The 26,287-nt window shown below is 59.8% G+C and carries 29 protein-coding genes; 10 read left to right on the plus strand and 19 right to left on the minus strand.

Going from position 1 to position 26,287, the window contains the following annotated elements; genetic code table 11:
• The 3 genes from G5287_RS19230 to trhA form a co-directional block, all read right to left on the minus strand.
• Nucleotides 1–1,479 (minus strand): retention module-containing protein (locus G5287_RS19230; RefSeq protein WP_421231745.1); only part of this gene is annotated, 1,479 nt, incomplete at its 3' end.
• Between the two features lie 229 nt (nucleotides 1,480–1,708).
• On the minus strand, nucleotides 1,709–3,370 hold the full coding sequence (locus G5287_RS19235; RefSeq protein ID WP_216952965.1) for a putative transporter: 1,662 nt from the start codon (nucleotides 3,368–3,370) through the stop codon (nucleotides 1,709–1,711).
• A 127-nt stretch (nucleotides 3,371–3,497) separates the two neighbouring features.
• A complete protein-coding gene (gene trhA / locus G5287_RS19240) occupies nucleotides 3,498–4,133 on the minus strand; it encodes a PAQR family membrane homeostasis protein TrhA (protein WP_421210070.1) in 636 nt (211 codons plus the stop codon).
• 175 nt (nucleotides 4,134–4,308) lie between these two features.
• Here trhA and G5287_RS19245 point away from each other — a divergent pair, with 175 nt between their 5' ends.
• The 3 genes from G5287_RS19245 to G5287_RS19255 all read left to right on the plus strand — a co-directional run bounded on the left by G5287_RS19245 (nucleotide 4,309) and on the right by G5287_RS19255 (nucleotide 6,807).
• Nucleotides 4,309–5,832, plus strand: coding sequence for an aminotransferase class V-fold PLP-dependent enzyme (locus G5287_RS19245; RefSeq protein WP_421210072.1), 1,524 nt, complete (start codon nucleotides 4,309–4,311; stop codon nucleotides 5,830–5,832).
• Nucleotides 5,833–5,922: 90 nt separating this feature from the next.
• The gene (locus G5287_RS19250) at nucleotides 5,923–6,486 is read left to right on the plus strand and encodes a septation protein A (protein WP_421231746.1); all 564 of its coding nucleotides are present in this window, start codon (nucleotides 5,923–5,925) and stop codon (nucleotides 6,484–6,486) included.
• A 24-nt stretch (nucleotides 6,487–6,510) separates the two neighbouring features.
• Complete coding sequence (locus G5287_RS19255; protein ID WP_005354350.1) at nucleotides 6,511–6,807, plus strand: YciI family protein; 297 nt, start codon at nucleotides 6,511–6,513, stop codon at nucleotides 6,805–6,807.
• 79 nt (nucleotides 6,808–6,886) lie between these two features.
• On the opposite strand, the gene cysQ is transcribed toward G5287_RS19255, so the two are convergent.
• From cysQ to rpoE, 11 genes are all read right to left on the minus strand, one after another.
• A complete protein-coding gene (cysQ, locus tag G5287_RS19260; protein WP_421231747.1) occupies nucleotides 6,887–7,654 on the minus strand; it encodes a 3'(2'),5'-bisphosphate nucleotidase CysQ in 768 nt (255 codons plus the stop codon).
• A 198-nt stretch (nucleotides 7,655–7,852) separates the two neighbouring features.
• Nucleotides 7,853–8,590, minus strand: coding sequence for a pyridoxine 5'-phosphate synthase (pdxJ, locus tag G5287_RS19265; RefSeq protein ID WP_005335389.1), 738 nt, complete (start codon nucleotides 8,588–8,590; stop codon nucleotides 7,853–7,855).
• Nucleotides 8,591–8,674: 84 nt separating this feature from the next.
• On the minus strand, nucleotides 8,675–9,385 hold the full coding sequence (gene recO, locus G5287_RS19270; RefSeq protein ID WP_041210624.1) for a DNA repair protein RecO: 711 nt from the start codon (nucleotides 9,383–9,385) through the stop codon (nucleotides 8,675–8,677).
• Nucleotides 9,386–10,285, minus strand: a complete 900-nt coding sequence (era, locus tag G5287_RS19275; RefSeq protein WP_005335393.1) for a GTPase Era — start codon at nucleotides 10,283–10,285, stop codon at nucleotides 9,386–9,388. It abuts the gene before it with no gap.
• A complete protein-coding gene (rnc, locus tag G5287_RS19280; RefSeq protein ID WP_005335394.1) occupies nucleotides 10,282–10,953 on the minus strand; it encodes a ribonuclease III in 672 nt (223 codons plus the stop codon). The genes era and rnc overlap by 4 nt, the downstream gene beginning before the upstream one ends.
• Nucleotides 10,954–11,877, minus strand: coding sequence for a signal peptidase I (gene lepB, locus G5287_RS19285; RefSeq protein ID WP_421231748.1), 924 nt, complete (start codon nucleotides 11,875–11,877; stop codon nucleotides 10,954–10,956). It abuts the gene before it with no gap.
• A 3-nt stretch (nucleotides 11,878–11,880) separates the two neighbouring features.
• Entirely contained in the window at nucleotides 11,881–13,674 is a 1,794-nt protein-coding gene (gene lepA, locus G5287_RS19290) for a translation elongation factor 4 (protein ID WP_005335396.1), read from the minus strand.
• A 116-nt stretch (nucleotides 13,675–13,790) separates the two neighbouring features.
• Nucleotides 13,791–14,252, minus strand: a complete 462-nt coding sequence (locus tag G5287_RS19295) for a SoxR reducing system RseC family protein (protein WP_421231753.1) — start codon at nucleotides 14,250–14,252, stop codon at nucleotides 13,791–13,793.
• Between the two features lie 100 nt (nucleotides 14,253–14,352).
• Complete coding sequence (locus G5287_RS19300) at nucleotides 14,353–15,333, minus strand: MucB/RseB C-terminal domain-containing protein (RefSeq protein WP_216980206.1); 981 nt, start codon at nucleotides 15,331–15,333, stop codon at nucleotides 14,353–14,355.
• Between the two features lie 21 nt (nucleotides 15,334–15,354).
• Nucleotides 15,355–15,957 carry an RseA family anti-sigma factor gene (locus G5287_RS19305; protein ID WP_227342014.1) on the minus strand — a complete coding sequence of 201 codons (603 nt, stop codon included), beginning with the start codon at nucleotides 15,955–15,957 and terminating at the stop codon, nucleotides 15,355–15,357.
• A 22-nt stretch (nucleotides 15,958–15,979) separates the two neighbouring features.
• Nucleotides 15,980–16,561, minus strand: a complete 582-nt coding sequence (gene rpoE / locus G5287_RS19310; protein WP_005335411.1) for an RNA polymerase sigma factor RpoE — start codon at nucleotides 16,559–16,561, stop codon at nucleotides 15,980–15,982.
• A gap of 182 nt (nucleotides 16,562–16,743) precedes the next feature.
• Here rpoE and nadB point away from each other — a divergent pair, with 182 nt between their 5' ends.
• Entirely contained in the window at nucleotides 16,744–18,351 is a 1,608-nt protein-coding gene (gene nadB, locus G5287_RS19315; RefSeq protein ID WP_005354382.1) for an L-aspartate oxidase, read from the plus strand.
• Between the two features lie 154 nt (nucleotides 18,352–18,505).
• Here the strand turns inward: nadB and G5287_RS19320 are convergent, their stop codons facing one another.
• Nucleotides 18,506–18,898, minus strand: coding sequence for a protein YgfX (locus tag G5287_RS19320; protein WP_421231749.1), 393 nt, complete (start codon nucleotides 18,896–18,898; stop codon nucleotides 18,506–18,508).
• Between the two features lie 19 nt (nucleotides 18,899–18,917).
• Nucleotides 18,918–19,187, minus strand: coding sequence for a succinate dehydrogenase assembly factor 2 (locus G5287_RS19325; protein WP_005335417.1), 270 nt, complete (start codon nucleotides 19,185–19,187; stop codon nucleotides 18,918–18,920).
• A gap of 111 nt (nucleotides 19,188–19,298) precedes the next feature.
• Here G5287_RS19325 and ygfZ point away from each other — a divergent pair, with 111 nt between their 5' ends.
• Nucleotides 19,299–20,207, plus strand: coding sequence for a tRNA-modifying protein YgfZ (gene ygfZ, locus G5287_RS19330; protein ID WP_216950230.1), 909 nt, complete (start codon nucleotides 19,299–19,301; stop codon nucleotides 20,205–20,207).
• Nucleotides 20,208–20,213: 6 nt separating this feature from the next.
• Here the strand turns inward: ygfZ and G5287_RS19335 are convergent, their stop codons facing one another.
• Complete coding sequence (locus tag G5287_RS19335; protein ID WP_216950229.1) at nucleotides 20,214–21,095, minus strand: LysR family transcriptional regulator; 882 nt, start codon at nucleotides 21,093–21,095, stop codon at nucleotides 20,214–20,216.
• Between the two features lie 125 nt (nucleotides 21,096–21,220).
• On the opposite strand from G5287_RS19335, the gene G5287_RS19340 reads away from it, so the two are divergent.
• Nucleotides 21,221–21,667 (plus strand): PACE efflux transporter, encoded by a 447-nt coding sequence (locus G5287_RS19340; protein WP_216961077.1) that lies wholly within the window; start codon nucleotides 21,221–21,223, stop codon nucleotides 21,665–21,667.
• Between the two features lie 162 nt (nucleotides 21,668–21,829).
• Here G5287_RS19340 and G5287_RS19345 read toward each other — a convergent pair whose 3' ends face one another.
• Nucleotides 21,830–22,186 (minus strand): hypothetical protein, encoded by a 357-nt coding sequence (locus G5287_RS19345; protein ID WP_069529227.1) that lies wholly within the window; start codon nucleotides 22,184–22,186, stop codon nucleotides 21,830–21,832.
• A gap of 244 nt (nucleotides 22,187–22,430) precedes the next feature.
• Here G5287_RS19345 and cutA point away from each other — a divergent pair, with 244 nt between their 5' ends.
• The 4 genes from cutA (at nucleotide 22,431) to G5287_RS19365 (ending at nucleotide 25,509) form a co-directional block, all read left to right on the plus strand.
• Nucleotides 22,431–22,748 (plus strand): divalent-cation tolerance protein CutA, encoded by a 318-nt coding sequence (cutA, locus tag G5287_RS19350; RefSeq protein ID WP_263084573.1) that lies wholly within the window; start codon nucleotides 22,431–22,433, stop codon nucleotides 22,746–22,748.
• Nucleotides 22,745–24,544 carry a protein-disulfide reductase DsbD gene (locus G5287_RS19355; protein ID WP_421231750.1) on the plus strand — a complete coding sequence of 600 codons (1,800 nt, stop codon included), beginning with the start codon at nucleotides 22,745–22,747 and terminating at the stop codon, nucleotides 24,542–24,544. The genes cutA and G5287_RS19355 overlap by 4 nt, the downstream gene beginning before the upstream one ends.
• Nucleotides 24,534–25,025 carry a GNAT family N-acetyltransferase gene (locus G5287_RS19360; RefSeq protein WP_139477557.1) on the plus strand — a complete coding sequence of 164 codons (492 nt, stop codon included), beginning with the start codon at nucleotides 24,534–24,536 and terminating at the stop codon, nucleotides 25,023–25,025. Before G5287_RS19355 ends, G5287_RS19360 begins: the two co-directional genes overlap by 11 nt.
• Before the next feature lie 70 nt (nucleotides 25,026–25,095).
• Nucleotides 25,096–25,509 carry a hypothetical protein gene (locus G5287_RS19365; RefSeq protein ID WP_064341340.1) on the plus strand — a complete coding sequence of 138 codons (414 nt, stop codon included), beginning with the start codon at nucleotides 25,096–25,098 and terminating at the stop codon, nucleotides 25,507–25,509.
• A gap of 55 nt (nucleotides 25,510–25,564) precedes the next feature.
• Here the strand turns inward: G5287_RS19365 and G5287_RS19370 are convergent, their stop codons facing one another.
• Nucleotides 25,565–26,155 carry a hypothetical protein gene (locus G5287_RS19370; protein ID WP_266135361.1) on the minus strand — a complete coding sequence of 197 codons (591 nt, stop codon included), beginning with the start codon at nucleotides 26,153–26,155 and terminating at the stop codon, nucleotides 25,565–25,567.
• Between the last annotated feature and the right edge of the window lie 132 nt (nucleotides 26,156–26,287).

A 26,287-nucleotide genomic window follows, 5' to 3' on the forward strand; every position in this document is an offset into this window, starting at 1 on the left:
GAGCTCGACCGCCTTGGCTTCATCCACCGACAGGTTGCCATCGCCAATCGCCGCCAGGTCGATGCTCGGCAGGTCAGTATCCACTTCATAACCTTCGCTGTCGGTCGCGGTGGCGCTGTTGCCCGCCACGTCGGTGCTGGTCACGCTGGCATCGATGGTGCGGTCGCCATCGGCCGCCAGGTCGCTGCCCGCCACCAAGATGGTGAAGCGGCCATCGGCATCCACCGGACCGGTAAACGGTTTGCCGTTGACGGTCAGGGTGACGGTGTCCCCTGCCTTGAACTCGCCGCTCACGGTGCCGCTGACCGGGATCTGCTGACCCGCTTCGGCGGCGTTGATGACGTCGTCGGCGGTGATGTCGGCATCCAGGGTGATGGCCAGGTCAGGGGCCTTGCTATCAACACTGCCATCGTCGGTAGCGGTACCTGTGTTGCCAGCCGGATCGGTGATGCTGGCCGTCACCTCATAGCTGCCTTCGGCCAGCGGAGTAGTGACATCTACGCTGTAGCTGCCACCAGGTTGTACCGTGGCGGTCAATTTTTGCTGGTTACCATTGGCATCGGTCACGACCAGAGTGACCGTGCTGCCAGCAGGTGCATCCGTAGTACCCGTGATGGTCGGGGTGGTGTCATTGGTATTGTCAGGTGCATCAACAGTAATCACTGGAGCGGTTACATCCACACTGCCATCATCAGTTGCACTGCCGGTATTCCCCGCAGGATCGGTCACTGTGGCGGTGACGGTATAAGAACCCTCGGCCAGTGGGGTAACCACATCCACGGTGAAGGTGCCATTAGGTGTGACAATAGCGGTCAGGGTCTGCTGATTGCCGTTGACATCGGTCACCACCAGGGTCACCGTGCTGCCTGCAGGCGCATCCGTGGTTCCGGTCAGGGTCGGAGTGGTGTCATTGGTATTGTCTGGCGCTACCACGGAGATGGTTGGAGGCGTAAGGTCAAATACCTCATCTTCTCCAGCCGCATCCAGCGGTGGCTCGCCATTGGCGTTGTAGATAGTATCGAAGGTGGCTTCAGCAATGGTTGCGGAACCGGTACGGTCGATGGTGACAAAACCGCCGTTGCCACTGGCTCCGGCGACACCACCAACACCACCACCACCGGCAGCAGGTGCACCGCCTGCGGCGGAGGCTTCAAAGGCCTGGGTCGGGTCAGCGCCACCCAAAATGGCTTCTTGCAGGGCACTGATATCATCGGGTGTGCCTGCGGCACTGTTTTGCGCCAGCTGGGGAGCATCTTCCTCTTCGGCAGGCTCACTCTGCTCGCTGGCAGGTTGCACATTGAAAGACTGTCCGCCGCCCATGAAACTGGCGCCATCCGGCGACATGATCACCGCCCCTTTCGGCAGCACATCCCCTTCCACCAGCAACTTGCGGCTACCATCTGCAGCCACCTGATAAACTTGACCTTTGAGCTGGGTGACGGTTACGCCCTGTTCCAGAGTAACGGAATTGGTAATCATGTTCTCTCCTGAATCCTGATTTGCATGCAAAAAGCCACAGCCTACTCTGCACAGAGAGAGAGCAAATAACCAGTTCGAAAATTCGAAAGAATAGACTGATTTGAGGCTGGACCGTTCAGCCAGACAGAAGGGTGATGAGGGGATTACCGAAAAATAAAAACTAAAATTATCAATATATTACATTATAATGGCAGGAGCATGACAAGGCATGCTCCTGTCCGGTTTAACCCTATGCACCGGCCCAGAGGATGATGGCCAGCAGTTGTGGCGAGATGATCCGCAAGAACATCACCAGCGGGTAGACAGTGGCGTATGAGAGCGCACTGGCACCACTGGTCGGGTGCATGGCGTTGGCAAAGGCCAATGCGGGAGGATCCGTCATGGAGCCAGCCAGCAAGCCACAGAGGGTGAGATAGTTCATCTTGCCATAGAGACGCGCCAGCACCCCGACCACCAGCAAGGGGATCAGGGTAATCGCTGCCCCATATAGCATCCAGGAGGGGCCATCACCGTTGATCAGGGTATCAACAAAGCCGGCCCCTGACTTGAAGCCAACCACCGCCAGAAACAGCACGATCCCGATCTCCCGCAGCGCGAGGTTGGCGCTGGGGGGCATGAACCAGTAGAGCTTGCCGATGCTGCCGATCCGCGACAGGATCAGCGCCACCACCAGCGGCCCCCCCGCCAGACCCAATTTGAGAGCGGCCGGGAATCCGGGCAGGTAGAAGGGGATGGAGCCGAGCAATACGCCGAGGCCAATCCCGATAAATACCGGCAACATCTGCACCTGTTGCAGTTTTTGTTGCACGTTGCCGACCACATTGGTCACGGCCTCGATGGCATCGAGACGACCTACCAGGTTGAGGATGTCACCAAACTGCAGACTGGTCTGGCTGGTCGGTACCAGCTCGATACCGGCCCGGTTGAGGCGCGAGATCACCACGTCATAGCGCTGTTTGATGTCAAGATCGCGGATCTTCTTGCCCAGCACCTGCTCGTTGGTCACCACGACCCGCTCCACCCTCAGGTCGGTACCGCGAGTCGATAGGGAGGTGTCGACCTCTTCACCCAGCACCAGCAACACCTTGTGCAGTGCATGGCGCTCACCAACCAGGTGCAGCAGGTCGCCCAGCTCGATACGGGAATCAGGGCGCGGCACCATCAGCTCGTCGCCACGCTTGAGGCGTGAGCAGATGACATCAGACTCGTCGAGACTCGGGATCTCGCTCAGCATCAAGCCATGCATGTTGGGGTTGCGTACCGCGATGTTGATGGTCTGCAAGCTCTCCTTGGTTTTACCTGTCTGCAACTCGAACTGGGCGGCTTCATCGTCGATCTTGATGCGAAAGAAGACCCTGACCAGCCACATGGTGAGCAAAATGCCGCAGATGCCGAATGGATAGGCCACTGCGTATCCCATCCCCATCAGCCCGGTTGAACCATGGGGAGCTCCCAGCTCCGCCAGGATCTGCTGACCCGCACCAAGAGATGGGGTATTGGTCACGGCACCGGAGAAGACCCCGAGGATCACCGGTAGCGGCACATCAAACAGTTGATGAAGTGCCGCCGCAACGATGCACCCCAGGATAACCAGCAAAGCAGCAAAGGCATTGAGCTTGAGTCCGGAGCTGCGCAATGACGAGAAAAAACCGGGGCCGACCTGAATGCCGATGGTATAAACAAACAGGATCAGGCCAAACTCTTGAATAAAATGGAGTGTTTGCTCATCGAGCGCCAGCTCTGACACCCCGGCAAAGTGACCCACTATGATGCCGCCGAACAGCACCCCACCGATCCCTAACCCAACGCCATAGACTCGCCAGTTTCCAAGCCAGAGTCCCAGCACTGCCACCAGCGACAACATGCTGATGGAAAGCGCGATTTCACTCATTTCGTGCATCCTTTGCGAATTGAACTGGCCCTAGCTTGTCAGCAAACGCTGATGCCAACTGTGTGATACCGCACGAATTTATCCTTTTACGCGCTAAAAATACCAATTAAGGGCTAGTTGCAAGACGTTAGGCGACGTAGCCGTAAATGGCCATAAAGTGACAAACGCTGCCACCCAGCACAAAGAGATGCCAGATGGCGTGGTTATAGGGGATCTGCTTGGCCACATAGAAGATGACCCCGAGGCTGTAGATAAGGCCGCCAAGCCCGAGCAGCAGCAGCCCCTCACCGGCCAGATGGATATAGAGCTGGTAGATGACCACCAGCGACAACCAGCCCAACATCAGGTAGGTAAAGAGCGACAACTTCTTGAAGCGGTTGATAAATACCAACTTGAACACCACGCCAGCCAGCGCCAGGGCCCAGATCACCACCATCAACCCCTTTGCCAGCGGCGTGTCGAGTGCAACCAGCAGGAAGGGAGTATAAGTACCGGCAATCAGCAGATAGATGGCACAGTGATCAAACACCTTGCACCAGCGTCTGGCCCGCCCTTCCGCCATGCAGTGGTAGAGGGTCGAGGCAAGATAGAGTAGCACCAGACTGCCGCCATAAAGGCTGTAGCTCACCAGCGCCTGCGTACCCTGCCCCCATCCCTTGATGAGCAACAGCACCAGCCCGACAATCCCCAGCAACAATCCCGCACCGTGACTCAGCCGGTTTGCCAGCTCCTCCCGGGGGGAGTAATCCATCACACCACTCATAACATCGACTCCACAATAACTGTGGCTCACTCTACCCAGCGCCATTTCGGAGTACAAGTGTTCGCTTAAAAAATGGAGTGGCTGTCACCCGCCCCCCTTTGGTGTATGCTCTGCCGCCGATGCCCGACAGAAGCGGCATAGACACCAACACCGGTGACCTGGTCTGGAGAACCTGATGACGTTGACTGAGCTGTTTACACAAGCGGATCCCGCCTTTGGCGAGGCGATGAACACCTTGCTGGAGAGCTTCCACCACTCCGACGACAGTCAGGCTATCTACCAGCGCGACCAGTTCACCCACCAGCTCGCTCAATCCCGAATGCCTGCGGTCGGTCTCTCCATCGATGAGTATCTGGCGCGGCTGGCCACCCTGGTACCCGGCGCATCCCATCTCACCTCGCCACGCTACATGGGTCATATGACAGCACCATTGCCGGCCTTCACTGCCGAGCTGTCGCGCCTGCTGGTGATGCTCAACCAGAATCCGATGAAGATGGAGTCCTCCCGACTGCTCAGCTTTCTGGAGCGGGAGGTGCTGGCCAAGCTGCACCGCCTCATCTATGGCAGGGACGATGCTTTCTACGGCGAGCAGATGCATGCCAAGGATGCCGCCCTCGGCGTCATGACCAGCGGCGGCACCATCGCCAACGTCACGGCGCTGTGGCTAGCCCGCAACCGTGCCTGCGGCGACAACCTGTTCGCCCTCTATGAGCAGGGCTATCGCGGCGCCGTCATTCTGGGCTCCCGGCTGATGCACTACTCCTTCGACAAGGGGATGGATCTGTTGGGACTCGGCGCCCGCAGCGTCTGGCGCCTCGAGACCGACGAACAGAACCGGCTCAGTCTGGCCGCGCTGGAGCAGGCGCTGATCCAGAGCAAAGAGCAAAAATTGAAAGTACTGGCGCTGGTCGGCGTGGCGGGCAGCACAGACTTTGGCTCCATCGATCCCCTGCCGGAGCTGGCGGCCATCGCCGAACGCGAGCAGATCCACTTCCACGTGGATGCTGCCTGGGGTGGCCCGACCCTCTTCTCCCCCCGCTATCAAACCCTGCTGGCCGGGATCGAGCGAGCCGATACCGTCACCCTGGATGGCCACAAACAACTGCTGGTGCCGCTCGGTACCGGCATGCTGCTTTGCCGCCAGCCAGACCTGATGATGGCGGTCAAGCGGGAGGCCCCTTACGCCATCCGTGCCACCTCGTTCGATCAGGGTCGCTTTACCCTGGAGGGCACCCGCCCGGCCAACGCCCTCTATCTGGATGCCGCCTTCCAGCTGTTCGGCCAGCAGGGCTATGCCGACCTGCTCGAGGCCAACTACGACCGAGCCAGACTGATGGCCGAGCTTATTACCAGCAATCCGGCCTTCGAGTTGATGTCTGCTCCGGTGATGAACCTGCTCTCCTACCGCTGCATCCCGCCCCATCTACAGGGCAAGCTGCTGGACGAGACGGCCAACGAACAGATCAATGCCTTCAACGTGGCGCTGCAAAAAGCCCAGCGCGCCGAAGGGCACAGCTTTGTCTCCCGTACCCAGCGGGCGGTGGTACGCTACGGTGCCCAACCGCTCACCCTGCTGCGCGCCGTGCTGCTCAACCCGCTTATCGAAGAGCGCCATATCCGCGACCTGCTGGCCGATCAGCAGCGACTGGGGATCTCGATTGCACGCCAACTGTTTGGCGACAGCGCGGAACCGGCGTAAAAATGAGCGGTCTTATTCATTTGCCGTTGTCTGCTGTACAGGTAGACTGGGCGAAATTTGCAGGCCATCTTTGAGGACTAGGCGCCAACAATGAAGCAATTTATTGAATTTATTCCACTTATCGTTTTCTTTGCGGTCTACAAGTTCTACGACATCTACATGGCTACCGGCGCACTGGTGGTGGTCACCGGTCTGCAGCTCGCCTATAGCAGGATCCGCTATCGCAAAGTCGAGAAGATGCAGCTATTCACCTTCCTGCTGGTTGGCTTCTTCGGCGGCCTCACTGTCTTCTTCCACGATGACACCTTTATCAAGTGGAAAGTGACCGTCATCAACGTGCTGTTCGCACTGGGCCTGCTCATCAGCCGCTACGGCTTTGGCAAGAATCTGATCAAACAGATGCTGGCCAAGGAGCTGCAAGCCCCCGATGCAGTCTGGGACAAGGTCAATCTCGGCTGGGTCGGCTTCTTTACCGTCTGTGGCCTGCTCAACCTCTACGTGGCGTTCAACCTGCCGCAAGAGATGTGGGTCAACTTCAAGGTATTCGGCCTGCTGGGGATGACGCTGGTCTTTACCCTGCTGAGCGGCGTCTATCTCTATCGCCATATCCCTGCCGAGCAGTTGTCCCAGCAAAAAGACGAACCCAAAAAGTAACCCTCATCAGAAAAGGATTGTCTCATGTGGTATCTCATCTACTCCGAAGATGTCCCCGATAGCCTGCCACTGCGCAAGCAAGTTCGCCCTGCCCATCTGGCTCGCCTGCAAGCCCTGCAGGATGAGGGGCGGCTGCTGACAGCCGGCCCCAACCCGGCCATCGATGCCGAGGATCCGGCCGATGCCGGCTTTACCGGCAGCACCGTCATCGCCGAGTTTGCCTCGCAGGCGGACGCCCAGGCCTGGGCCGATGCCGATCCCTATGTGGCAGCTGGCGTCTATGCCAAAGTGACCATCAAGCCGTTCAAGAAGGTCTTCTGACCCGAAGCGAATAGCAAAATAAAAAAGGCCGGACTGGAAGTTCACTCCAGTCCGGCCTTTTTGCATCCCGGTATCAGCCTCACGCCCTGGCGACAAACCAGGGGTTAAGGATGTCCGGCTTGTTGTAGGCAAGGGGTGAACCGTCGAGTTGGGTGACGCTGCCACCCGCCCCCTCCAGCACCGCCTGCGCAGCGCCGGTATCCCACTCGCAGGTGGGTGCTAGGCGCGGATAGAGCTCGGCGCCCCCCTCGGCGATGATGCAGAACTTGAGCGAACTGCCCATGGAAACCAGCTCGATCTCGCCAAAGGGAGCCAAGAAATCGAGGGTCTCCTGCGACAGGTGGTTGCGACTGCCCACCACCCGCCACGCAGTTCCTTCAAGATGAGGCCGAGTCTGGATGGACTCGTGCTTGCCATCGGCGATGCGCCAGGCCCCCGCGCCCTTGCCGCCATACCAGAGCTTGTCCAGCACCGGCGCATAGACCAATCCCCAGCGCGGCGCCCCCTCTTCAATCAGCGCGATATTGACGGTGAACTCGCCATTGCGGGAGACAAACTCCTTGGTGCCGTCGAGGGGATCCACCAGCCAGTAACGGGACCAGCCGTGGCGCGCTGCCATCACCTCGGGCCCTGACTCCTCCGACAATACGGGAATATCCGGAGTCAGCCGCGCCAACCCCTGAACGATCACCTCATGAGCACCCTTGTCGGCCGCGGTCAGCGGACTCTCGTCGCTCTTGTACTCCACCGCGAAGGGCTGGCTGTAGATAGCCATGATGGCCGCTCCCGCCGCGCGAGCGACAGGTTCAAGTTCGGTGATATCGGGGTGGTACAGGGGGTGATCCATAACAATCTCGTCCAATTCACAGGGTCAACCAGTGTAACCCTTTTGACATCAACTGCTTATAGCCGATTGTGCTGGGTTATTACAGCTCTATAGCCGCCAACCCATTGCCCTTGCTTGAACAGGGCCAGAAATAATAAAGGACGCCGTGGCGTCCCTTGTTATTTTTGGCAGACTTCATCAGGCCGCCTGTCTGGTGGGTCAGATCCCCTGACGGGCTTCCTGCATCAGCAGGCGCATATCGCTCACAGCCTTGGCCAGACCATCAAAGGCGGCGCGGCCGATGATGGCGTGGCCGATGTTGAGCTCATAGAGCTCGGGGATGGCGGCGATGGCCTTGACGTTGTGATAGTGCAGACCGTGGCCGGCATTGACCTTCAAGCCCTTGCCTGCGGCATAGGAGGCGCCGGCGGCGATACGCTTGAACTCGGCGTTGCGCTCGGCATCTGTGGTGGCATCGGCGTAACGGCCGGTATGGATCTCGATAAAGGGGGCACCACTCTCGGCAGCCGCATCGATCTGGATGGGATCGGCGTCGATAAAGAGGGATACCTGGGCACCCACAGCAGAGAGGCGGGCAACGGCGTCAGTCACCTTGTCCAGCTGACCGGCCACGTCCAGACCGCCCTCGGTGGTCACCTCGGTGCGCTTCTCCGGCACCAGACAGACGAAGTGGGGCTTGATGCGGCAGGCGATGCCGATCATCTCTTCGGTCACCGCCATTTCCAGATTCATTCTGGTCTGGATAGTCTGACGCAGGATCTCCACATCGCGGTCGGTGATGTGGCGGCGATCTTCTCGCAGATGCACGGTAATGCCATCGGCCCCGGCCTGTTCGGCCACAAAGGCGGCCTGTACCGGATCCGGGTACTGGGTGCCACGGGCGTTGCGCAGAGTCGCGATATGGTCGATGTTCACACCCAGATAGATTTCACTCATTGAGAACTCCTTGAAAGGCTTCATCTGTTGACTGCGCGGTCAGCGAATCACACCGCGCCAATATCCGTATGTCTGTAATCTGTGTCAGCCTTGGATGCTGGCTTTGCGTTTTAAAAACAGCTCCCGGCTCTTTAACTGGCGTTTGCCCAGATAGGGTTGCAGTGCCAATCGGCTGAAACGTTTGGCCGCCTGCAGCAAGGGAGGGGTATCGAAACGTCCCTCGGCAAAGGCAAGCAGGTGGGCACCGAGAAACAGGGTACGGGGATCCGGCGCCCGCTCGCAAGCAACAAAGCCCAATTCACGCTCGAAGCCATAGAGCAAGGTCGGCTCGATGGGCGACTCGTCGTCCGCCGTGTATTCGAAATCGACCGCATAGCCGAGCGCCTGCAACAGCAGGAACTCAAAGCGACGCAGCGGCAGCTCCGGCGTCTCGCCATCGGCCAGCGCCATGATGGCACGGGCATAGGCGTCGAATACTTCGGGGAACGGGGTGTGCGCTTCCAGCAGGTAGTAAACCAGCTCGTTGAGATAGAGGCCGTAGAAGAGGCGATCGCCGCCGAGACGCAGGGAGTGATCCGGGCATTCGACCTGGGTGAGGTTCTTGAGATCCCCCTTGCCGCGCCAGGCGATGGTGAGCAGGGTAAAGGGTTGCAGCAGCCCCTTGAGAGGGGAGCGTGGCCCGCGAGAACCGCGAGCCACCAGAGTAAATCGGCCACTATCCTGGGTGAAGACCTCGACCAGCTGGCTGGTCTCCCGATAGGGCCGACTGTGGATGACGAAAGCCGGGGTCAGCAATCAGTCGTCGCCATACCCGAGGCTGCGCAGGGCGCGCTCATCATCAGCCCAGCCCGACTTGACCTTGACCCACAGCTCGAGGTGCACCTTGTTCTGGAACAGCCGCTCCATATCGAGGCGTGCTTCGGTGCCGATGGTCTTGATCTTCTCGCCCTTGTTGCCGATGACCATCTTCTTCTGGCCATCGCGCTCGACCAGGATCAGGCCGTGGATGTGGTAGAGGCCGTTCTCTTCCACCTTGAAGCGCTCGATCTCCACCGTCACCGAGTAGGGCAGCTCCTCACCGGTGAAGCGCATCAGCTTCTCGCGGATGATTTCGGAAGCCATAAAACGGGAGGAGCGGTCGGTCACGTAATCTTCCGGGAAGAAATGGACGTTTTCCGGCAGCAGATCCTTGGCCCACTCGCGGATCTTCTCCACGTTGGTGCCCTTTTCGGCACTGATGGGCAGAATATGGGCGAAGTTCATCTGTTGGCCCAGCCACTCGAGGTGGGGCAGCAGATCTTCTTTCTCTTTGACGTTGTCGATCTTGTTGACCGCCAGCACCACCGGGCACTTGAGATTGCGCAGCTTGCCCAGCACCATCTCGTCGTCTTTGGTCCAGTGGGTACCGTCGACCATGAACACCACCATGGCCACATCCCCCAGCGAACTGGTGGCGGCACGGTTCATCAGACGGTTGATGGCCCGTTTCTCTTCAATGTGCAGACCCGGGGTATCCACATAGATGGTCTGGTAGTTATCCTCGGTGTCGATCCCCAAAATCCGGTGACGGGTGGTCTGGGGCTTCTTCGAGGTGATGCTGACCTTCTGGCCAAGCAGCTTGTTAAGCAGGGTGGACTTGCCCACATTCGGGCGGCCCACGATGGCGACAAAGCCGCAGTAGGTGGTATCTGTCATGACAGTTTTTCCAATGCTTGCTGCGCCGCGGCCTGTTCGGCCTTGCGACGGCTGGTGCCGACCCCGACGAGGGGACCATCCAGACCTTCCACGTCACACTGGACGGTGAACTCCTGGTTGTGGGCCTCGCCCTTGACGTTGGTCACGGTGTAGGTCGGCAGGGATTTGCGGCTTCCCTGCAAAATTTCTTGCAGACGGGTCTTGGGATCTTTCTGCTCGATGCCCGGCTTGATCTCTTCCAGGCGGCTGGCATACCAGCTCAGCAACAGTGTCCGCACCGTCTCAAGATTGGTATCCAGATAGACGGCACCGATCACCGCCTCGACCGTGTCGGCCAGAATGGATTCGCGGCGAAAACCGCCGCTCTTGAGTTCGCCGGGACCGAGGATCAGGTGATCCCCGAGGTCAAACTCCCGGCCCAGTTCGGCCAGGGTCTTCTCGCGCACCAGGGTGGCGCGCATCCGGCTGAGATCCCCTTCCGCCGCTTGCGGGAAGCGGTGGAACAGATCGTCGGCAATCACCAGACTCAAAATCGAGTCACCCAGAAATTCCAGTCGTTCATTGTGACGAGAGCCGGCGCTGCGGTGAGTCAGCGCGCGGGTCAACAGTTCCAGATCCGCAAAAACATGCCCGAGACGGGACTGCAGTCTGTTCATCTTGATATTCATTTACTTGATTCCGCCAATGCGGTTGAAGCGCACACCTGTCGGTACCCAACTTGGCAGCAGGGAGCCTTCTTCGCGCTCGAATTCAAAACTTATCCAGATAGCGACCGCCTTGCCGACCAGATTCTGCTCGGGCACAAAGCCCCAGAAGCGGCTGTCGGTGCTGTTGTCGCGGTTGTCGCCCATCACGAAATACTGGCCTTCCGGTACCACCCACTCGTCGGGGTAGGTGCCGGGCTGGCGATAGTAACGGCCAACCATGTCGGGCATCAGCGGATTGCGCAGGGTCTCGTGGGAGACATCACCCAACTGCTCGGTATAGCGGTCAAGGGGGATCCCCATCTGGGTAAATTCGCCTCTTTGTTCAAACTTGACGTCGAGCTTCTTGAAGCCCGGGCACGTTTTCCCTTCCTGCTCTTCGCACTTGGGCCGGATCATCAGCTCCTTGTTGCGATAGATGACCCGATCACCCGGCATGCCGACCACCCGCTTGATGTAGTCAACGCGCGGTTCAAGGGGATACTTGAACACCACCACGTCGCCACGTTTGGGCTCGCCAGTCTCGAGGAACTTGGTGTTGGTCACCGGGTCCCGCAGGCCATAGGCAAATTTTTCCACCAGGATGAAGTCGCCCACCAGCAGGGTTGGCATCATGGAACCTGACGGGATCTGGAACGGTTCAAAAATGAACGAACGCAGGAGCAGCACAAAGGTGATGACCGGGAAGACCCCGGCGGTCTGCTCAATCCAGACCGGCACGGGGGCCACCTTGGCCAGGGTCTTCTCATCCAGGTGGGCACCGCCATGGGCACGAGCCACGGCAATCTTGGCGGCGCGCTGCTTGGACCAAATCATCTTGTCCAGACACCAGATAACACCGGTGATCGCGCAGACCACCACCAGGATCAGGGAAAACGTGCTTGCCATCTATTAATCCTTTCCGACGTGGAGAATCGCGAGGAAGGCTTCCTGCGGCACGTCGACACGGCCGAGGGACTTCATCCGCTTCTTACCTTCTTTCTGCTTGTTCAGCAGTTTCTTCTTACGACTCACGTCACCACCGTAGCACTTGGCGGTTACGTCTTTACGCAGAGCCTTGACGGTGCTGCGAGCGATGATCTGGTTGCCGATGGCCGCCTGAATCGCGATATCGAACATCTGGCGCGGGATCAGCTCGCGCATCTTCTCCACCACCTGACGACCGCGATACTGGGCGTTGTCCTTGTGGGTGATGATGGCCAGGGCATCGACGCGCTCACCGTTGATCATGATGTCCAGACGGACCATGTCGGAGGTTTCGAAACGCTTGAAGCCGTAGTCCAGCGAGGCGTAACCGCGACTGGTGGACTTCAGACGGTCGAAGAAGTCGAGCACCACTTCCGCCATCGGGATTTCATAGGTCAGCGCCACCTGCTTGCCGTGATAGACCATGTTGGTCTGCACGCCGCGCTTCTCGATACAGAGGGTGATGACGTTGCCCATGTACTCCTGCGGCAGCAGGATATGACACTCGGCGATCGGCTCGCGCATCTCCTTGATACTGGTGATGGCAGGCATCTGGGCCGGGCTGTCGATATGGATGGTGGAGCCGTCGGTCAGCTCGATCTCGTACACTACGGTCGGCGCCGTGGTGATCAGATCCAGATCGTATTCACGCTCCAGACGCTCCTGAATGATCTCCATGTGCAGCATGCCGAGGAAGCCGCAACGGAAGCCGAAGCCCAGCGCAGTGGAGCTCTCCGGTTCGAAGAACAGGGAGGCATCGTTCAGGGAGAGCTTGTCGAGGGCGTCACGGAACGACTCGTAGTCATCGCTGGAGATGGGGAACAGACCCGCATAAACCTGCGGCTTCACCTTCTTGAAGCCAGCCAGCGCCTTGTCGGCACCGTTCTTGGCCTGAGTCAGGGTATCGCCCACCGGCGCGCCGTGGATGTCCTTGATACCGCAGACAACCCAACCTACCTCGCCGCAACCCAGACCCTGGGTATCCACCTGCTTGGGTGTGAAGATACCGATACGATCGACACCCCACACCTGACCGGTGCTCATCACCTTGATCTTGTCGTTCTTCTTCAGGGAACCGTTCTTGATCCGCACCAAAGAGACAACGCCCAGATAGGAGTCGAACCAGGAGTCGATGATCAGCGCCTGCAGTGGGGCATCCGGGTCACCTTCCGGTGCCGGGATCTTGGCGACGATCTCTTCCAGCACCAGATCAACACCCAGACCAGTCTTGGCGGAGCAGCGCACCGCATCGACCGCGTCGATACCGACGATGTCTTCGATCTCCTCGGCAACTCGCTCGGGTTCCGCGGCCGGCAGGTCAATCTTGTTCAGCACCGGCACCACTTCCAGATCCATTTCCATGGCGGTATAGCAGTTGGCCAGAGTCTGTGCCTCAACCCCCTGGCCGGCATCCACCACCAGCAGCGCCCCTTCACAGGCCGCCAAAGAGCGGGAGACCTCGTAGGAGAAATCCACGTGGCCCGGGGTGTCGATAAAGTTCAGCTGGTAGGTGTTACCGTCTTGTGCCTGGTAGTTCAGGGTCACACTCTGTGCTTTGATGGTAATGCCGCGCTCGCGCTCCAGATCCATGGAGTCAAGCACCTGAGCCTGCATCTCGCGGTCGGACAAGCCACCGCAAGTCTGGATCAGACGGTCCGACAGGGTCGATTTACCGTGGTCGATGTGCGCAATAATCGAAAAGTTACGAATGTGTTTCATCGAGCAAGAGTCACTCAAAATTAGTTAAGGTCAGTTATGGAGGCGCGATTTTACTGGATAACCCGGCTGACGGCCATTCTTTAGTCGCCAGCGCCAGTGAAATAGCGCCTGTTCGGTCAGGGGAGGATGCGGACAGGGACGACAACGCCGAGCATCTGCGGGCCGTAACGCCCCTGATCCAGGCGGTTGGAAAAGTAACGAACCAGTAAAAAGCCGCCAGCGCCACCCAGCAGAGAGGCCAGAATGGTGACCCCCTCCCCCCCCGAGAGCAGCGGTGCCAGCCAGAGTTGCCCCAGCAGAGCACTCGCCAGCAGGCAGAACAGCGGCAGCACATAGACCAGCGCAGCCCCGCGCAGCAGACTCTCCTGCGGGATGCCGAGCCGAATCTGCTGGCCAACGCTCACCTCGGCAGTAAGGCGGATCCGCAAGCGTGAGGCTTTCAGGGGAAACGCCTTGGCCACGGTGCCGGTACCGCAGTTTGATTGCTGCTGACAACCACTGCAGGCGGAGCGACGCTCGCACTCTACCCAGGCATGGTCACCCTCAATGGCCACCACGGTCGCCAGCTCTTCACTCATCTCATTCACGGCAACACCTCGTGCTCATGCAATGGCAGGATCTGAACACGACTCACAGCCAACGGCAAGCCGCACACTACTGTGAACCCAGAACATGGACTCACTGCACCGCTTCGTTGCGAGCCAGCGGCTGCACCGACTCGGCGATGCGTTTGGCTGTCTCGGCAGGCACTTCCCCAACCACGGTGATCTCGACCCCCACCTCGTTGACGTAGCTCACCAGCGAGGTCGCCCCCTGGCGGATCAGCTGCTGGCGCACCGCCTGCTTGGGATCGACCCGAGAGACGTAGACCGAGAGATCCACCAGCCCGTCGGAGAGCATCATGTAATCCACCGGTACACTGGTGGTCACCAGCTGGTGCCGGTCTTGCGACAGCACCTTGAAGCCATCGGGCAACCAGGTGATCTGCCAGTTCAACTGCTGTTGCGGTGCAGGATAGGCATCCTCCAGCGCCAGCGCCGAGGGCTGCTTGCTGTTGGCCAGCTTTACCAGCCATGGGGACGGTTTTTGTTGCAATTGCAGATCCACCCCCAGCATCTGCTCCACCAGATTGCCCTCCCGCTCCACCATGTCGACTCGCAGCAACAGGTGACTACGTTCGTCAATCCAGAGCACAAAGCCATATTTGTCAGCTTCCTTGGGAACCAACCTGACGACTTGAGCGACCTCGCCGGCCACCCGACTACGGCCAGCAAGCACAGGATCATAACTCTCCAGCACCTGTGCCAACGGCATCTTCACCAGGGTCGACCAGATACCGGGAAAGCGGGCATCCTTCAGGGTGTAGGGATCATGGCTGTTTTCAAAGAAGGTGTACTCGTTCTGACGCTGGAGATACTCGATCGCCTTGCCATCGAGATAGCTGAGATGGGCTACCTCCTTGCCATCGATCACGGCATGGCTGATGCGGATCGGTTCAAGACGTCCCTGACGGGCCTTGACCATGGACAATTCGAAGTTCTGTTGCTGCACGGCACTCTGCATCTGCTGCAACAAGGCCTCGGCCGACTTATCGTCGGCCGAGGCCTTGGCACTGATCAGCAGGAGAGAGGCCAGTAAAATACGGCTGTACTGGCGCACGTTGATATCCCTGACGACTCGTTATTGTTGGTTCTGCCTGTCTTGCAACAGGCGTTGTTGCAACTGGTGGTCACGCAGGAAGGCGTTGATCCGCTCCCGCTGTTCCTGCATCTGCTGTTCGGTCAGACCTTGCTGACGGGCACGGGCACCATCCTGTTGCGGATAATGGACGCTCACAGGCGCCGCGCTGCCACCGATTGGAATGGTATTGAGCACCGGATTGGCCGGAACGCCATCCTGTCCCTGATAATGCTGCACTCCGAAGATAACAGCGGCGGCCACGGAGGCGGCAATGGCGTATTGCCCCAGTTGCTGACCGACACGGCGGAACAACGGAACCACATTGGCATCTGTCTTGACCGGCGCAACGGCAGGTTGCAGCACGGGAGCCGTCTCGACCGGCTTGGGTGCCAGTATGGTGGGCTCATCCTCCAGCGCAGCCATAATGCTGTCACTGAGATCCAGTTGCAGATTGACCGGCAGGTCACCCCGCATGGCATCGCCGATCAGGTGGTAACGACCCCAGGTATCTTGCAAGTCGGAGTCCATCTCCAGCTCGTTCAGTACCTCTGCGTCACTCAGGTCACCATCCATCAGGGCAGAGATTTGCTCTTTATTTGCCATAAGTTAACCCGTCTTTCCCCAGTTAATTCTCGATCAGAGGTTGCAGCTTTTTATCGATTGCTTCCCTCGCCCGGAAGATACGGGATCTGACCGTACCCACAGGGCAATCCATGATTTCGGCAATCTCTTCGTAGCTCAGCCCTTCCAGTTCGCGGAGGGTGATAGCTGTCCTCAGGTCTTCCGGCAATGCCTCTATGGCTGAAAACACGGTGCGTTTGATCTCGTCAGTCAGCGCCAGGTTTTCAGGGGTTGAGACCTCTTGCAAGGCTTCACCACCACCATAAGACTCCGCTTCGTCAGCCTCCACATCACTGCTGGGCGGCCTGCGCCCCTGGGAGGTGAGATAATTCTTCGCCGTGTTCACGGCAATTCGGTACAACCAGGTGTAAAAAGCACTTTCGCCACGGAATGTCGGCAATGCACGGTAGGCTTTTATAAAGGCCTCTTGCGCCACATCGGGCACATCACCGGGATTGTTGACATACCTGGCAACCAGGTTGACCACCTTATGCTGGTATTTTTTTACCAACAGGTTGAAAGCTGCTTTATCGCCGCGCTGGACCCGTTCAACCAGCTGTTCGTCCAGTAGATTCTGGTCGCTCATCAGAGCCGTAAAACCCCCATCAGGTTATCGTTTTTCTTTTCCGGCCCTTCCTAAGCGCACAAGTTCAGACAGGGAGAATCAGAGAAAGTTCGCTTCAATTGAAAAAAATGTGATGCAGGCTGCATCCTCGCCCTCGCTTGGGCTACCATGGTGCCAGTTCTTAATCCAGGCCAATGATACTTATGAAAGCAAGTGTTGAATACCTTTGCGATGTACTGATCATTGGCAGCGGTGCCGCTGGTTTGTCCCTCGCGTTGCGATTGGCAGACCACGCCAAAGTCCTGGTTCTGAGCAAGGGGCCCATCAGTGAAGGGGCCACTTTCTATGCGCAAGGAGGCATCGCTGCCGTTTTCGACGAAACCGACAGCATCGAATCCCACGTGAGCGACACGCTCAACGCGGGCGCCGGGTTGTGTGACCCGGCAGTGGTGGAGTTCACCGCTCGCCACGCCCGCGAGTCCATCCAGTGGCTCATTCAGCAAGGGGTCCCCTTCGATCAGGAGGAGAACGCCGACGGCGAGTCCCAATACCACCTCACCCGGGAAGGGGGCCACAGCCATCGCCGTATCTTCCACGCGGCGGATGCCACCGGCAAGGCGGTGCAACTGACCCTGATCGATCAGGTGCGCGCTCACCCCAATATCCAGCTGATGGAGCGCTTCAACGCGGTCGACCTCATCACCACCCGCAAGCTCAACCTGCCAGGCAACAAGGTGCTGGGGGCCTACGTCTGGAACCGCAACGCCGAGCAGGTCGAGGTGATCCGTGCCCGTTTCGTGGCGCTGGCCACCGGTGGCGCCTCCAAGGTCTACCAGTACACCTCCAACCCGGATGTGAGCTCTGGCGATGGCATCGCCATGGCATGGAGGGCCGGCTGCCGGGTGGCGAACCTGGAGTTCAACCAGTTCCACCCCACCAGCCTGTTTCACCCGGACGACCCCAACTTCCTGCTGACCGAAGCGCTGCGTGGCGAGGGGGCCTATCTGCGCCGCCCGGACGGCAGCCGCTTTATGCCGGAGTTTGACGAGCGGGCCGAGCTGGCGCCGCGCGACATCGTCGCCCGCGCCATCGACCACGAGATGAAGCGGCTCGGGGCGGATTGCATGTATCTGGATATCAGCCACAAACCGGCCGATTTCATCATCAAGCACTTCCCGACCATTTATGAGCGCTGCCTCGCGGTCGGCATCGACATCACCAAGGAGCCGATGCCCATAGTGCCGGCCGCCCACTACACCTGTGGCGGCGTGATGATCGACAACAACGGCCAGACCGATATCCCCGGCCTCTACGCCATCGGTGAAGTGACCTACACCGGTCTGCACGGCGCCAACCGCATGGCCTCCAACTCCCTGCTGGAATGCGTGGTCTATGCCCATCAGGCGGGGGCCGACATTCTGGCCAAGCTGCCGATGAGCGTGGAGCCGCCGCGCCTGCCGGTGTGGGACGAGAGCAAGGTGGAAGATTCCGACGAACTGGTGGTGATCCAGCACAACTGGCACGAGCTGCGGTTGATGATGTGGGACTACGTGGGGATAGTGCGTACCAACAAACGCCTGGCCCGCGCCAAGCGCCGCATCGACCTGCTCAAGCAGGAGGTGCAGGAGTACTACGCCAACTTCCGCGTCTCCAACAACCTGCTGGAGCTGCGCAACCTGCTGCAGGTGGCCGAGCTTATCGTCAACTGCGCCCTGCAGCGCAAGGAGTCCCGCGGCCTGCACTACAACCTGGATTATCCGGATATGCTGCCGGACTCCAAACCGACCGTGCTGACCCCGGAGCGGGATTAATCCCCCTTCCCGCAAAACGTTACAGCAATCAGTGACCCCGCCCCGGCGGGGTCACTTGTTTTCAACCGCTTTTCAGCCACAAAAGAGTGTCGCCAGCCACATGGCAACAGCTTATCGCGATAAATCAGCGCATGGTCATCACGGAAAGCAGGCGTCAGCGCCGGGACGGCAGAAAGTGGATGGCTCGCGCCAGCAGGCGGTAATGTTCGGGGGGAAGGGCATCGGAGAAGAGCCACTGTTGCCGTGGCGACACGGCTCCACTCTCTTGCGGATCGGGACAAAGCACCAGCCTGAGCACGCCGGGCAGAATGCGGCTTTTCTTGTCAAGCTGATAGCGACGACCTTGCCACTGCAACCACTGACCATCCCAAACAAGCTCGAACGGGGGCTCGGCGAGCGCACGCCAGCTCAACCAGAGCGCCGCCAGCCAGACGGGCAGCAACAGCGCCCACTGCCAACCGGCAATCAGGCCAGCTACCGGCCAGAGCAGCAACAGAAAGAGGGCCACCAGCAAACATTGCTGATGGCAGGAGGGGTGAACCGTCATGATCACCCGCTCCACGGTATTACCCCTGGCGGTCGTGGCGCGCCTGATTGCGCTCCAGGATCATCGGGATCATGGCGGCAAATGCGGGATCGGCAGGGACACCATGACCCATGCACCATTTGAACAGATCCGGATCGTCGCTCGCCAGCAGGCGGATAAAGGTCTGCTGATCGGCTTCGCTCAGGGAGTCGAACTCGTGTTCGAAAAAGGGCATAAAGATCACATCCAGCTCGAGCATACCGCGACGGCAGGCCCACTTCAGGCGGGATTTTTCAACTGGGCTCAACATGGCACTCTCCTTACAAAGACCGGGGGATGGTACCAGCTGGATTTTCCGGCTGACAAACATTAGTTACGTCTTTACCATGCAGCTCACATACTTTCTCTCTGGAATACCATCGTGAGCCTGCAACCACCTGTTTTTCCTGCCGAGCCGACCCGCTTCCCCCTGACCAAGCTGGCCATCACCCGTATCAGCGGCCAGGATCGCGCCAAATATCTGCAAGGTCAGGTCACCTGTGATGTCAACGCCCTGCAACCGGGGCAACAGACCCCGGGCGGCCACTGTGATCCCAAGGGCAAGCTGTGGAGCAATTTCCGCCTGCTCTGCCTCGACGACAGTCTGCTGCTGCTGACCAGCCCCTCTGTACTGGAGCGTCAGTTGCCGGAGCTGAAGAAATTTGCCGTCTTCTCCAAGGTCGAGATCGCCGCCGATGAGCGTCACGCCACCGGGATCGCCGGTACGGGCAGCGATAGCTGGATCTCTGCCCAGTTCGGCCTTGAGCAGAGCGGTCTGATCGACGGCGGCATGGCGGTGAAGATTGAACAGGATCGCTGGCTGCTGGTCAGCAATCAGCAAGCCGATGCCCTGCCGCAAGGTGACGAGTCACTCTGGTGGGGGCTCGAGATCAAGGCGGGTCTGCCACATATGGAAGCGGTGCATCAGGGGGAGTTCATCCCGCAGATGCTCAACCTGCAGGCACTGGACGGCATCAGCTTCAACAAGGGCTGCTACATGGGGCAGGAGACGGTGGCCCGCGCCAAATATCGCGGCGCCAACAACCGCGCCCTGTTCCTGCTGGCGGGCAGTGCCAGTGAGCCGGTCAATGCGGGCGATACCCTGGAGCTGCAACTGGGTGACAACTGGCGCCGCAGCGGCATGGTGCTCAACGCCTGGCAACAGGCCGGGCAGGTGTGGCTCACCGCCGTGCTGCCAAAAGATACCGAGGCTGACGCCCAATTCCGCCTCAAGCAGGACGAAGGCTCCCGCCTCACCCTGCAACCCCTGCCTTACGCCCTGACCGAGTAAGGTCGGCTAGCGAGGCACCCGCGCCAGCAGTGCCTCCTTCAGCCAGCGCCCCGCCTGCCCCAGCGGGCGGGCGCGATGCCACTGCAACTCCAGCGCCAGCGCGTGGCTGGCGATAAAGTCCGGCTCCAGCACCACCACTTCACCCCGCTTCAGCGGTTGATGCAGCAGAAATTCCGGAATGGCGGACCAGCCAAGACCCCGCTTGACCAGTTCCAGCACCCCGAGATCCCCCTCGACCCACCACACCTGAGCCGAGATGCGAAAACGCTGACGCTCGCTCCCTTCCCGTCGGCCGGTGACCATCAGCTGACGTGCCCCCTGCAGATCGACCTCCCGCAGCGGCTGCTTGCGGGCCAGCGGATGATCCGGTGACACCACCAGCGGCATGGTCACCTCCCCCAGCGAATGGGCGACAATCTCCCGCTGGGGATGCACCTTCTGATAACTGATGCCAAGCTGGGCCCGGCCGGTCACCAGCATCTCGGTCACATCTTCCATCAACGGGAAGAGCAGCTCCAGCTCCACGGTCGGGTAACGAGTGGCGAACTCCTCCAGCAGGGTGCCGAGCCAGGGCAGGTGGGAGTCATCATCGATGGCCAGAGTGAGGCGCGTCTCCACCCCGGCCGCCAGCTCCCCAGCAATGGATTGCAATCGTTCACTCTGCGCCAGCAGGATCCCCGCCTCCTGCACCATGCGGGCCCCCGCCTCCGTCAGCTGCGGATAGCGGCCGCTGCGGTCAAACAGGGTGAGCGCCAGATCGATCTCCAGATTGGCGATAGCGCTGCTCACCACCGACTGCGCCTTGCCCAGCTTGCGGGCGGCAGCGGAAAACGAGCCGTTTTCGGCGGCCGCCAGCAAGATCCTCAGTTGTTCCAGTGATGGCGTCATCTTATGGCCCTCCGGCAAGCTCTCTCATCCATCTATTTTAGCGATGGATACCAACATGAATCTATCGCTAAAGATCTATAGATTAACCAGCAATCCGTGAATAAATCTGATTGAGAGAGTGACTTATGCGTACCCGTAACGATCGCCTGCGCCATGCCATTGGCTTTGAATTCATTGGCCTGCTGATTGCCGCCCCGCTGGCCAGCTGGGTTACCGGGGTAGGGCTCAACCATATGGGCCCGCTGGCACTGTTCTTCTCGGTGCTGGCCACCGTCTGGAACTACATCTACAACATCGGGGTCGACAAGCTGCTGCTCAAATATCAGGGCCATACCCACAAGACCCTGTGGCAACGGGTGCTGCATACCTTCGGCTTTGAGGGCGGTCTGCTGATCGTCGCGCTGCCGGTCATGTCCTGGTGGCTGAGCGTCAGCCTGCTGGAGGCGCTGGTGCTGGATCTGGGCTTCGTCGTCTTCTACCTGATCTATGCCTTCGTCTACAACTGGGGCTATGACAAGGTGTTCCCCATCCCCGGCGAAGTGCCGCACGGCATGCCACAAGAGGCGCGCTAAGGCACGAATCCGTTGGATTGAAACCGAGAAGCGAAGAGCAACAAGGAAAGACTACAGAAGAAACGACACGGCCCCATCATGGCAGACATGATGGGGCCGTAACAGGGATCAGCGCTGGCAGGCCGGCTGATTCAGAGGTAAGGATTCAGGCCTGCCCGTCGCTCAAGCCTGGGCCTTGAGCTCTTCGCCGCTCTCGTCAGTTGCGACAGCCTCTTCAGGCTGGGCCTGAGCGGCCTGCAGCGCTTCCAGCTCGCTCTGATAATCGCTCAGGATCTGCTGGGCAACCGCCATATCTCCCTTGTGTTTGCGCTCGAACAGATGGTGCTGCACCACGCCGTTGAGATACTCCACTGTAATGGGCTGCTCCAGGGTGGCCATCAGCTCCTCTTTCTCCAGCTCGGCATTGATTTCATCGGCGGTCGTGCGCAGCAGCCCGGCCAATTGAACCAACATGCGGCGCTCACCTTCGCGCAGCAGGCTCAACATGCGGTTTCTCTGCTGCTCATTCTGTTGGGTCATACATTTCCTTACGTCAATTGGGAACAAGCCCGCTCATTCTGCCCTGTCCCCATGACAGCGTCTATCTCATGCCCCCCACAAATTTTTGGCGCTGGCTCACAAATGGCTACAGATGCTATTTGAAGCGCCTCTGGGGTATAGTAGCCGCTGATTTTCAGGCGCTTTTTTCACCTTCATCCGCGGAAAGGGATGAGACGGCAAGGGCGCCTGCCCGGTTTACCCCAACGAGGTGAAGATCCGCTTTATGACCGACGCCATTGTGGTGCTCTGCACCTGCCCAGATCAAACCAGTGCCGACCTTCTCTGCGAACAGCTGCTGAACCAGCAGTTGGCCGCCTGCATCAATCAACTGCCGGGCATTACCTCCGTCTATCGTTGGCAAGGCAAGGTGGAGCGCGCCACCGAGATCCAGCTCATCATCAAATCCCGCCAGCCACTCTTTGCCGAGCTGCTGGCATGTATTCAAATCCATCACCCCTATGAGGTGCCCGAGCTGCTGGCCCTGCCGGTAAGTGCCGGACTGCCCGCCTATCTCGACTGGCTCAATGGGGAGACCTCATGACGTTCACCCGCTTGCTCTCTCCCCTGTTGCTGCTCTGTGCCCTGTTGATGACAACAGTGGGCAGCGCCCCAGCACACGCCAGCGGCGCCGATCTGCTCAGCTCGCTGGGCATTGAGGCCAACGCCAAACCCAAATTTTTGCAGGTCGATGAGGCCTTTCAGATCGAGAGCGAACAGCGTGGCGATCAGCTGCTGCTGACCCTCCACATCGCCGACGATTACTACCTCTATCGCCACAGCCTGCGTTTCAAGGGGAACAACCTCACCTTCAGCGAGCCGACCCTGCCGGAAGGCACCGAGCACGAGGATGACTTCTTCGGCAAGACCCGGGTCTACTACCAGCAGGTGAGCATCGCGGTGCCGCTAAAGGAGGTGGGGGAAAATGCCACCCTGCGGGTGCGCTATCAGGGCTGTACCGACGGCCTCTGCTACCCGCCGACCGACAAGCTGATCGATGTGGCCCCGCTGGTCACGGCAACCACAGCGTCCACTGCTGAAACGGCACAAAGCGTCGCACCGGTTAGCCAGCAGGATCAGCTCGCCGCCGCCCTCGGCAATCAGGGGTTCTGGCTCAGCATCGTCGCCTTCTTCGCGCTGGGGCTGGGGCTCGCCTTCACCCCCTGCGTATTCCCCATGTACCCAATCCTGACCGGCATCATCGCCGGTGCCGGCCATCGCCTCTCCACCGGCCGCGCCTTCCTGCTCTCCATGGTCTATGTGCAGGGGATGGCGGTCACCTACACCCTGCTGGGGCTGGTAGTGGCCTCGGCAGGTCTTAAATTCCAGGCGGCGCTGCAACACCCCTATGTGCTGATCGGCCTCTCGGTGATGTTCGTGCTGCTGGCCCTCTCCATGTTCGGACTCTATACCCTGCAACTGCCGAGCAGTTTGCAAACTCGGCTCTCCAGTCTCTCCAACCGCCAGCAGGGCGGCTCTGTGGTCGGGGTCGCTATCATGGGAATGATCTCCGGGCTGGTCTGCTCCCCCTGCACCACGGCGCCGCTCTCGGGGGCGCTGATCTACGTGGCCCAGAGCGGCGATCTCTGGCTCGGCGGGGCGGCGCTCTATGCGCTGTCACTGGGGATGGGGCTACCGCTGCTGCTGCTCGGTACCTCGGGTGGCAAGCTGCTGCCCAAAGCGGGCGCCTGGATGGATGTGATCAAGCAGCTGTTTGGTTTTGCCCTGCTGGCGGTGCCCATCCTGCTGCTGTCACGGCTCTGGAGCGATCAAGTTACTACCCTCGCCTGGCTCGGCTGGGGGCTGCTGCTGTGCGGTTATCTCTATCACCACAACCAGCACCAGCCCCACTCGGTGGCCAAAAGCGTGCGCGGCTTCGTGCTGTTGCTGGCGATGATCAGCGCCGTGGTAGTGGGCAAGGATCTGCTGCAACCGGCCGCTCCTGCTGCCGTCACGGCGGATGCCGGTCAAACGGCACCGCAGTTTATCCGCATCAAGACGCTGGATGATCTCAAGGTGCAGCTGGCCGCCGCCCGCGGCAAGCCGGTGCTGCTCGACCTCTACGCCGACTGGTGCGTCGCCTGCAAGGAGTTCGAGCACAAGACCTTCAGCGACCCGGCGGTGAGGGTGCGCTTCGGCCAGATGGTGCTGCTGCAGGCGGATGTCACCGCCAACGACGATGCCGATGTGGAGCTGCTCAACAGTCTCAATGTGCTGGGGCTGCCGACCCTGATCTTCTTCGACCGCGAGGGCAAGGAGCTGACAGGGCAGCGGGTCACCGGTTTTATGGGGCCTATCCCCTTTGCCAAACATCTCGAGATGGTAAGTGATGCACACTGAGTTGCGTCGGCTGCAGACAAGCGATGCACCTGCCTTGCAGCGGCTGTTCGAGCAGGCCCCCTCCTATCAGGCGGCGGTGAGCAATGACCCTCTCTCTGCACAGGCAGGAGAAGAGGAACTTGTCGCCTGCCCACCCGGCCTGCCTCTCTCCGACAAACATCTCATCGGCCGCTGGGAGCAGGGAGAGCTCACCGCTGTCATTGATCTGCTGCGCGGCTACCCCAATCCAGACACCGCCTATCTGGGTCTGTTACTGGTGGGGGAACCCTGGCAAGGGAGTGGCCGTGGTCAGTCGCTCTATCTTCACGCCTGCACGCTGGCAAGCTCATGGGGGGCTACCCGGCTTCGCCTGTCAGTGATTGCCAGCAATGAGAGTGCTCTATCCTTCTGGCTGCGCAGAGGCTTCACCGAGTGCTATCGCCGCGAGCTTGCTGATTATCGGGCCGAGGCCATCGTGCTGGAACGTTCACTGGAACCGTGAGCCGAGGTTTGCCGCCGCGCATTCGCGTGGCACAATCGCCCCTCTCGTTTTGCACTTGTCCGGAGTTTTGATGAAAAAGTGGTTCATCCCCCTGCTAGCCCTCTGGCTTTATGGCTGCAGTGCAGGGCCCGGTGAAGAGGATATCCGCCAGCAGGTCACCGCCAAGCTACTGGCCGAGACAGACGCCAACCTGTTCGATATCAGCGACTTCACCATCCTCGGCAAGGAGGAGCGGATGGAGGGGGTCTATCTGGTCAAGGTGAGTTACCAGCTCCACTTCAAGCAGGGGCTCGATCAGTTGCAGGTATTGCACGACGAGGATCTGGTCTACGACCGGGTTGGCCCCTTCCAGCAGGAGATGGGTCTGATGGAGCTCGAGCGTAAATATGGCGAGTTCGAGGCGGGCCAGGTGCTGCCGCAAGAGGCAGAGGTGTGGATGATGAAGAGCGAACAGGGCTGGCGGCTGGCGGAACCAGCGCAATAAAAGGCAACAAGCCCCTCATGTCTCTGCAACGGCGGGGCTGCCGTTGCCAACCAGCTCAAACCTGGGTATCGACCCGATACCCTTTTCGCTCGGCAGGTTCGTTCGGCAGCTTGCTGGCCAACCCTGACAGTACCTCCTTGAGGGTGACCCCGCTCTCTGCCGCACCGCTGCTCTCCAGCAGCTTGGTCAGCTGGCTCTGCAAGGGGTTCACCGCTTCGATCTCGGCTCCTGGTTCGCTCTCTTTTCCCTGCCCGCCCTGTTGATCCAGCGTCTCCAGCAGGCGCTCCAGATCCCGCTTGAGCGGATTTTCGCTGCTGTCGGCGATGGCGAGTTTGCGCTGTTCCTGCTCTTGCCGCTGTTGTTGCTGCAATGCCAACTGTTGTTCCTGCTGCTGTTGCAGGGCGCCCATCATGGTGTTGATGAACGCTTCCAGCGAATCTCTGATTGAGATACGGCTCCCGCTGCTATCCTCCCCTTGCGGCGACAGCCCGAGCTCATCCAGCACGGCGCCAAGATCGCGTACCATACGGCTGTCACTGCCCGTTGATGGTGAGGTCACAGCCCGCTCCTGTGCCTGCGCAGCGGGAGATCCCTGCCGTTGCGCCAGCGGGGTGAGCCCGCCTGACGCGACCACATTTATCTCCATCTTGGCCCTCCTTCACATCTTTTTCGGCCAGCGAACCCGCTCTTGTTCGCCTGGCCCGGCATCACGCTCACACCTAAAAGATAGCGCCAACCAGCAGGGATTGGCGCGAATGCATCTTTTGGTCTATCAGGC

The organism is Aeromonas sp. 603079, from assembly GCF_049172135.1.
GTDB classification, from domain to species: Bacteria; Pseudomonadota; Gammaproteobacteria; order Enterobacterales; family Aeromonadaceae; genus Aeromonas; species Aeromonas veronii.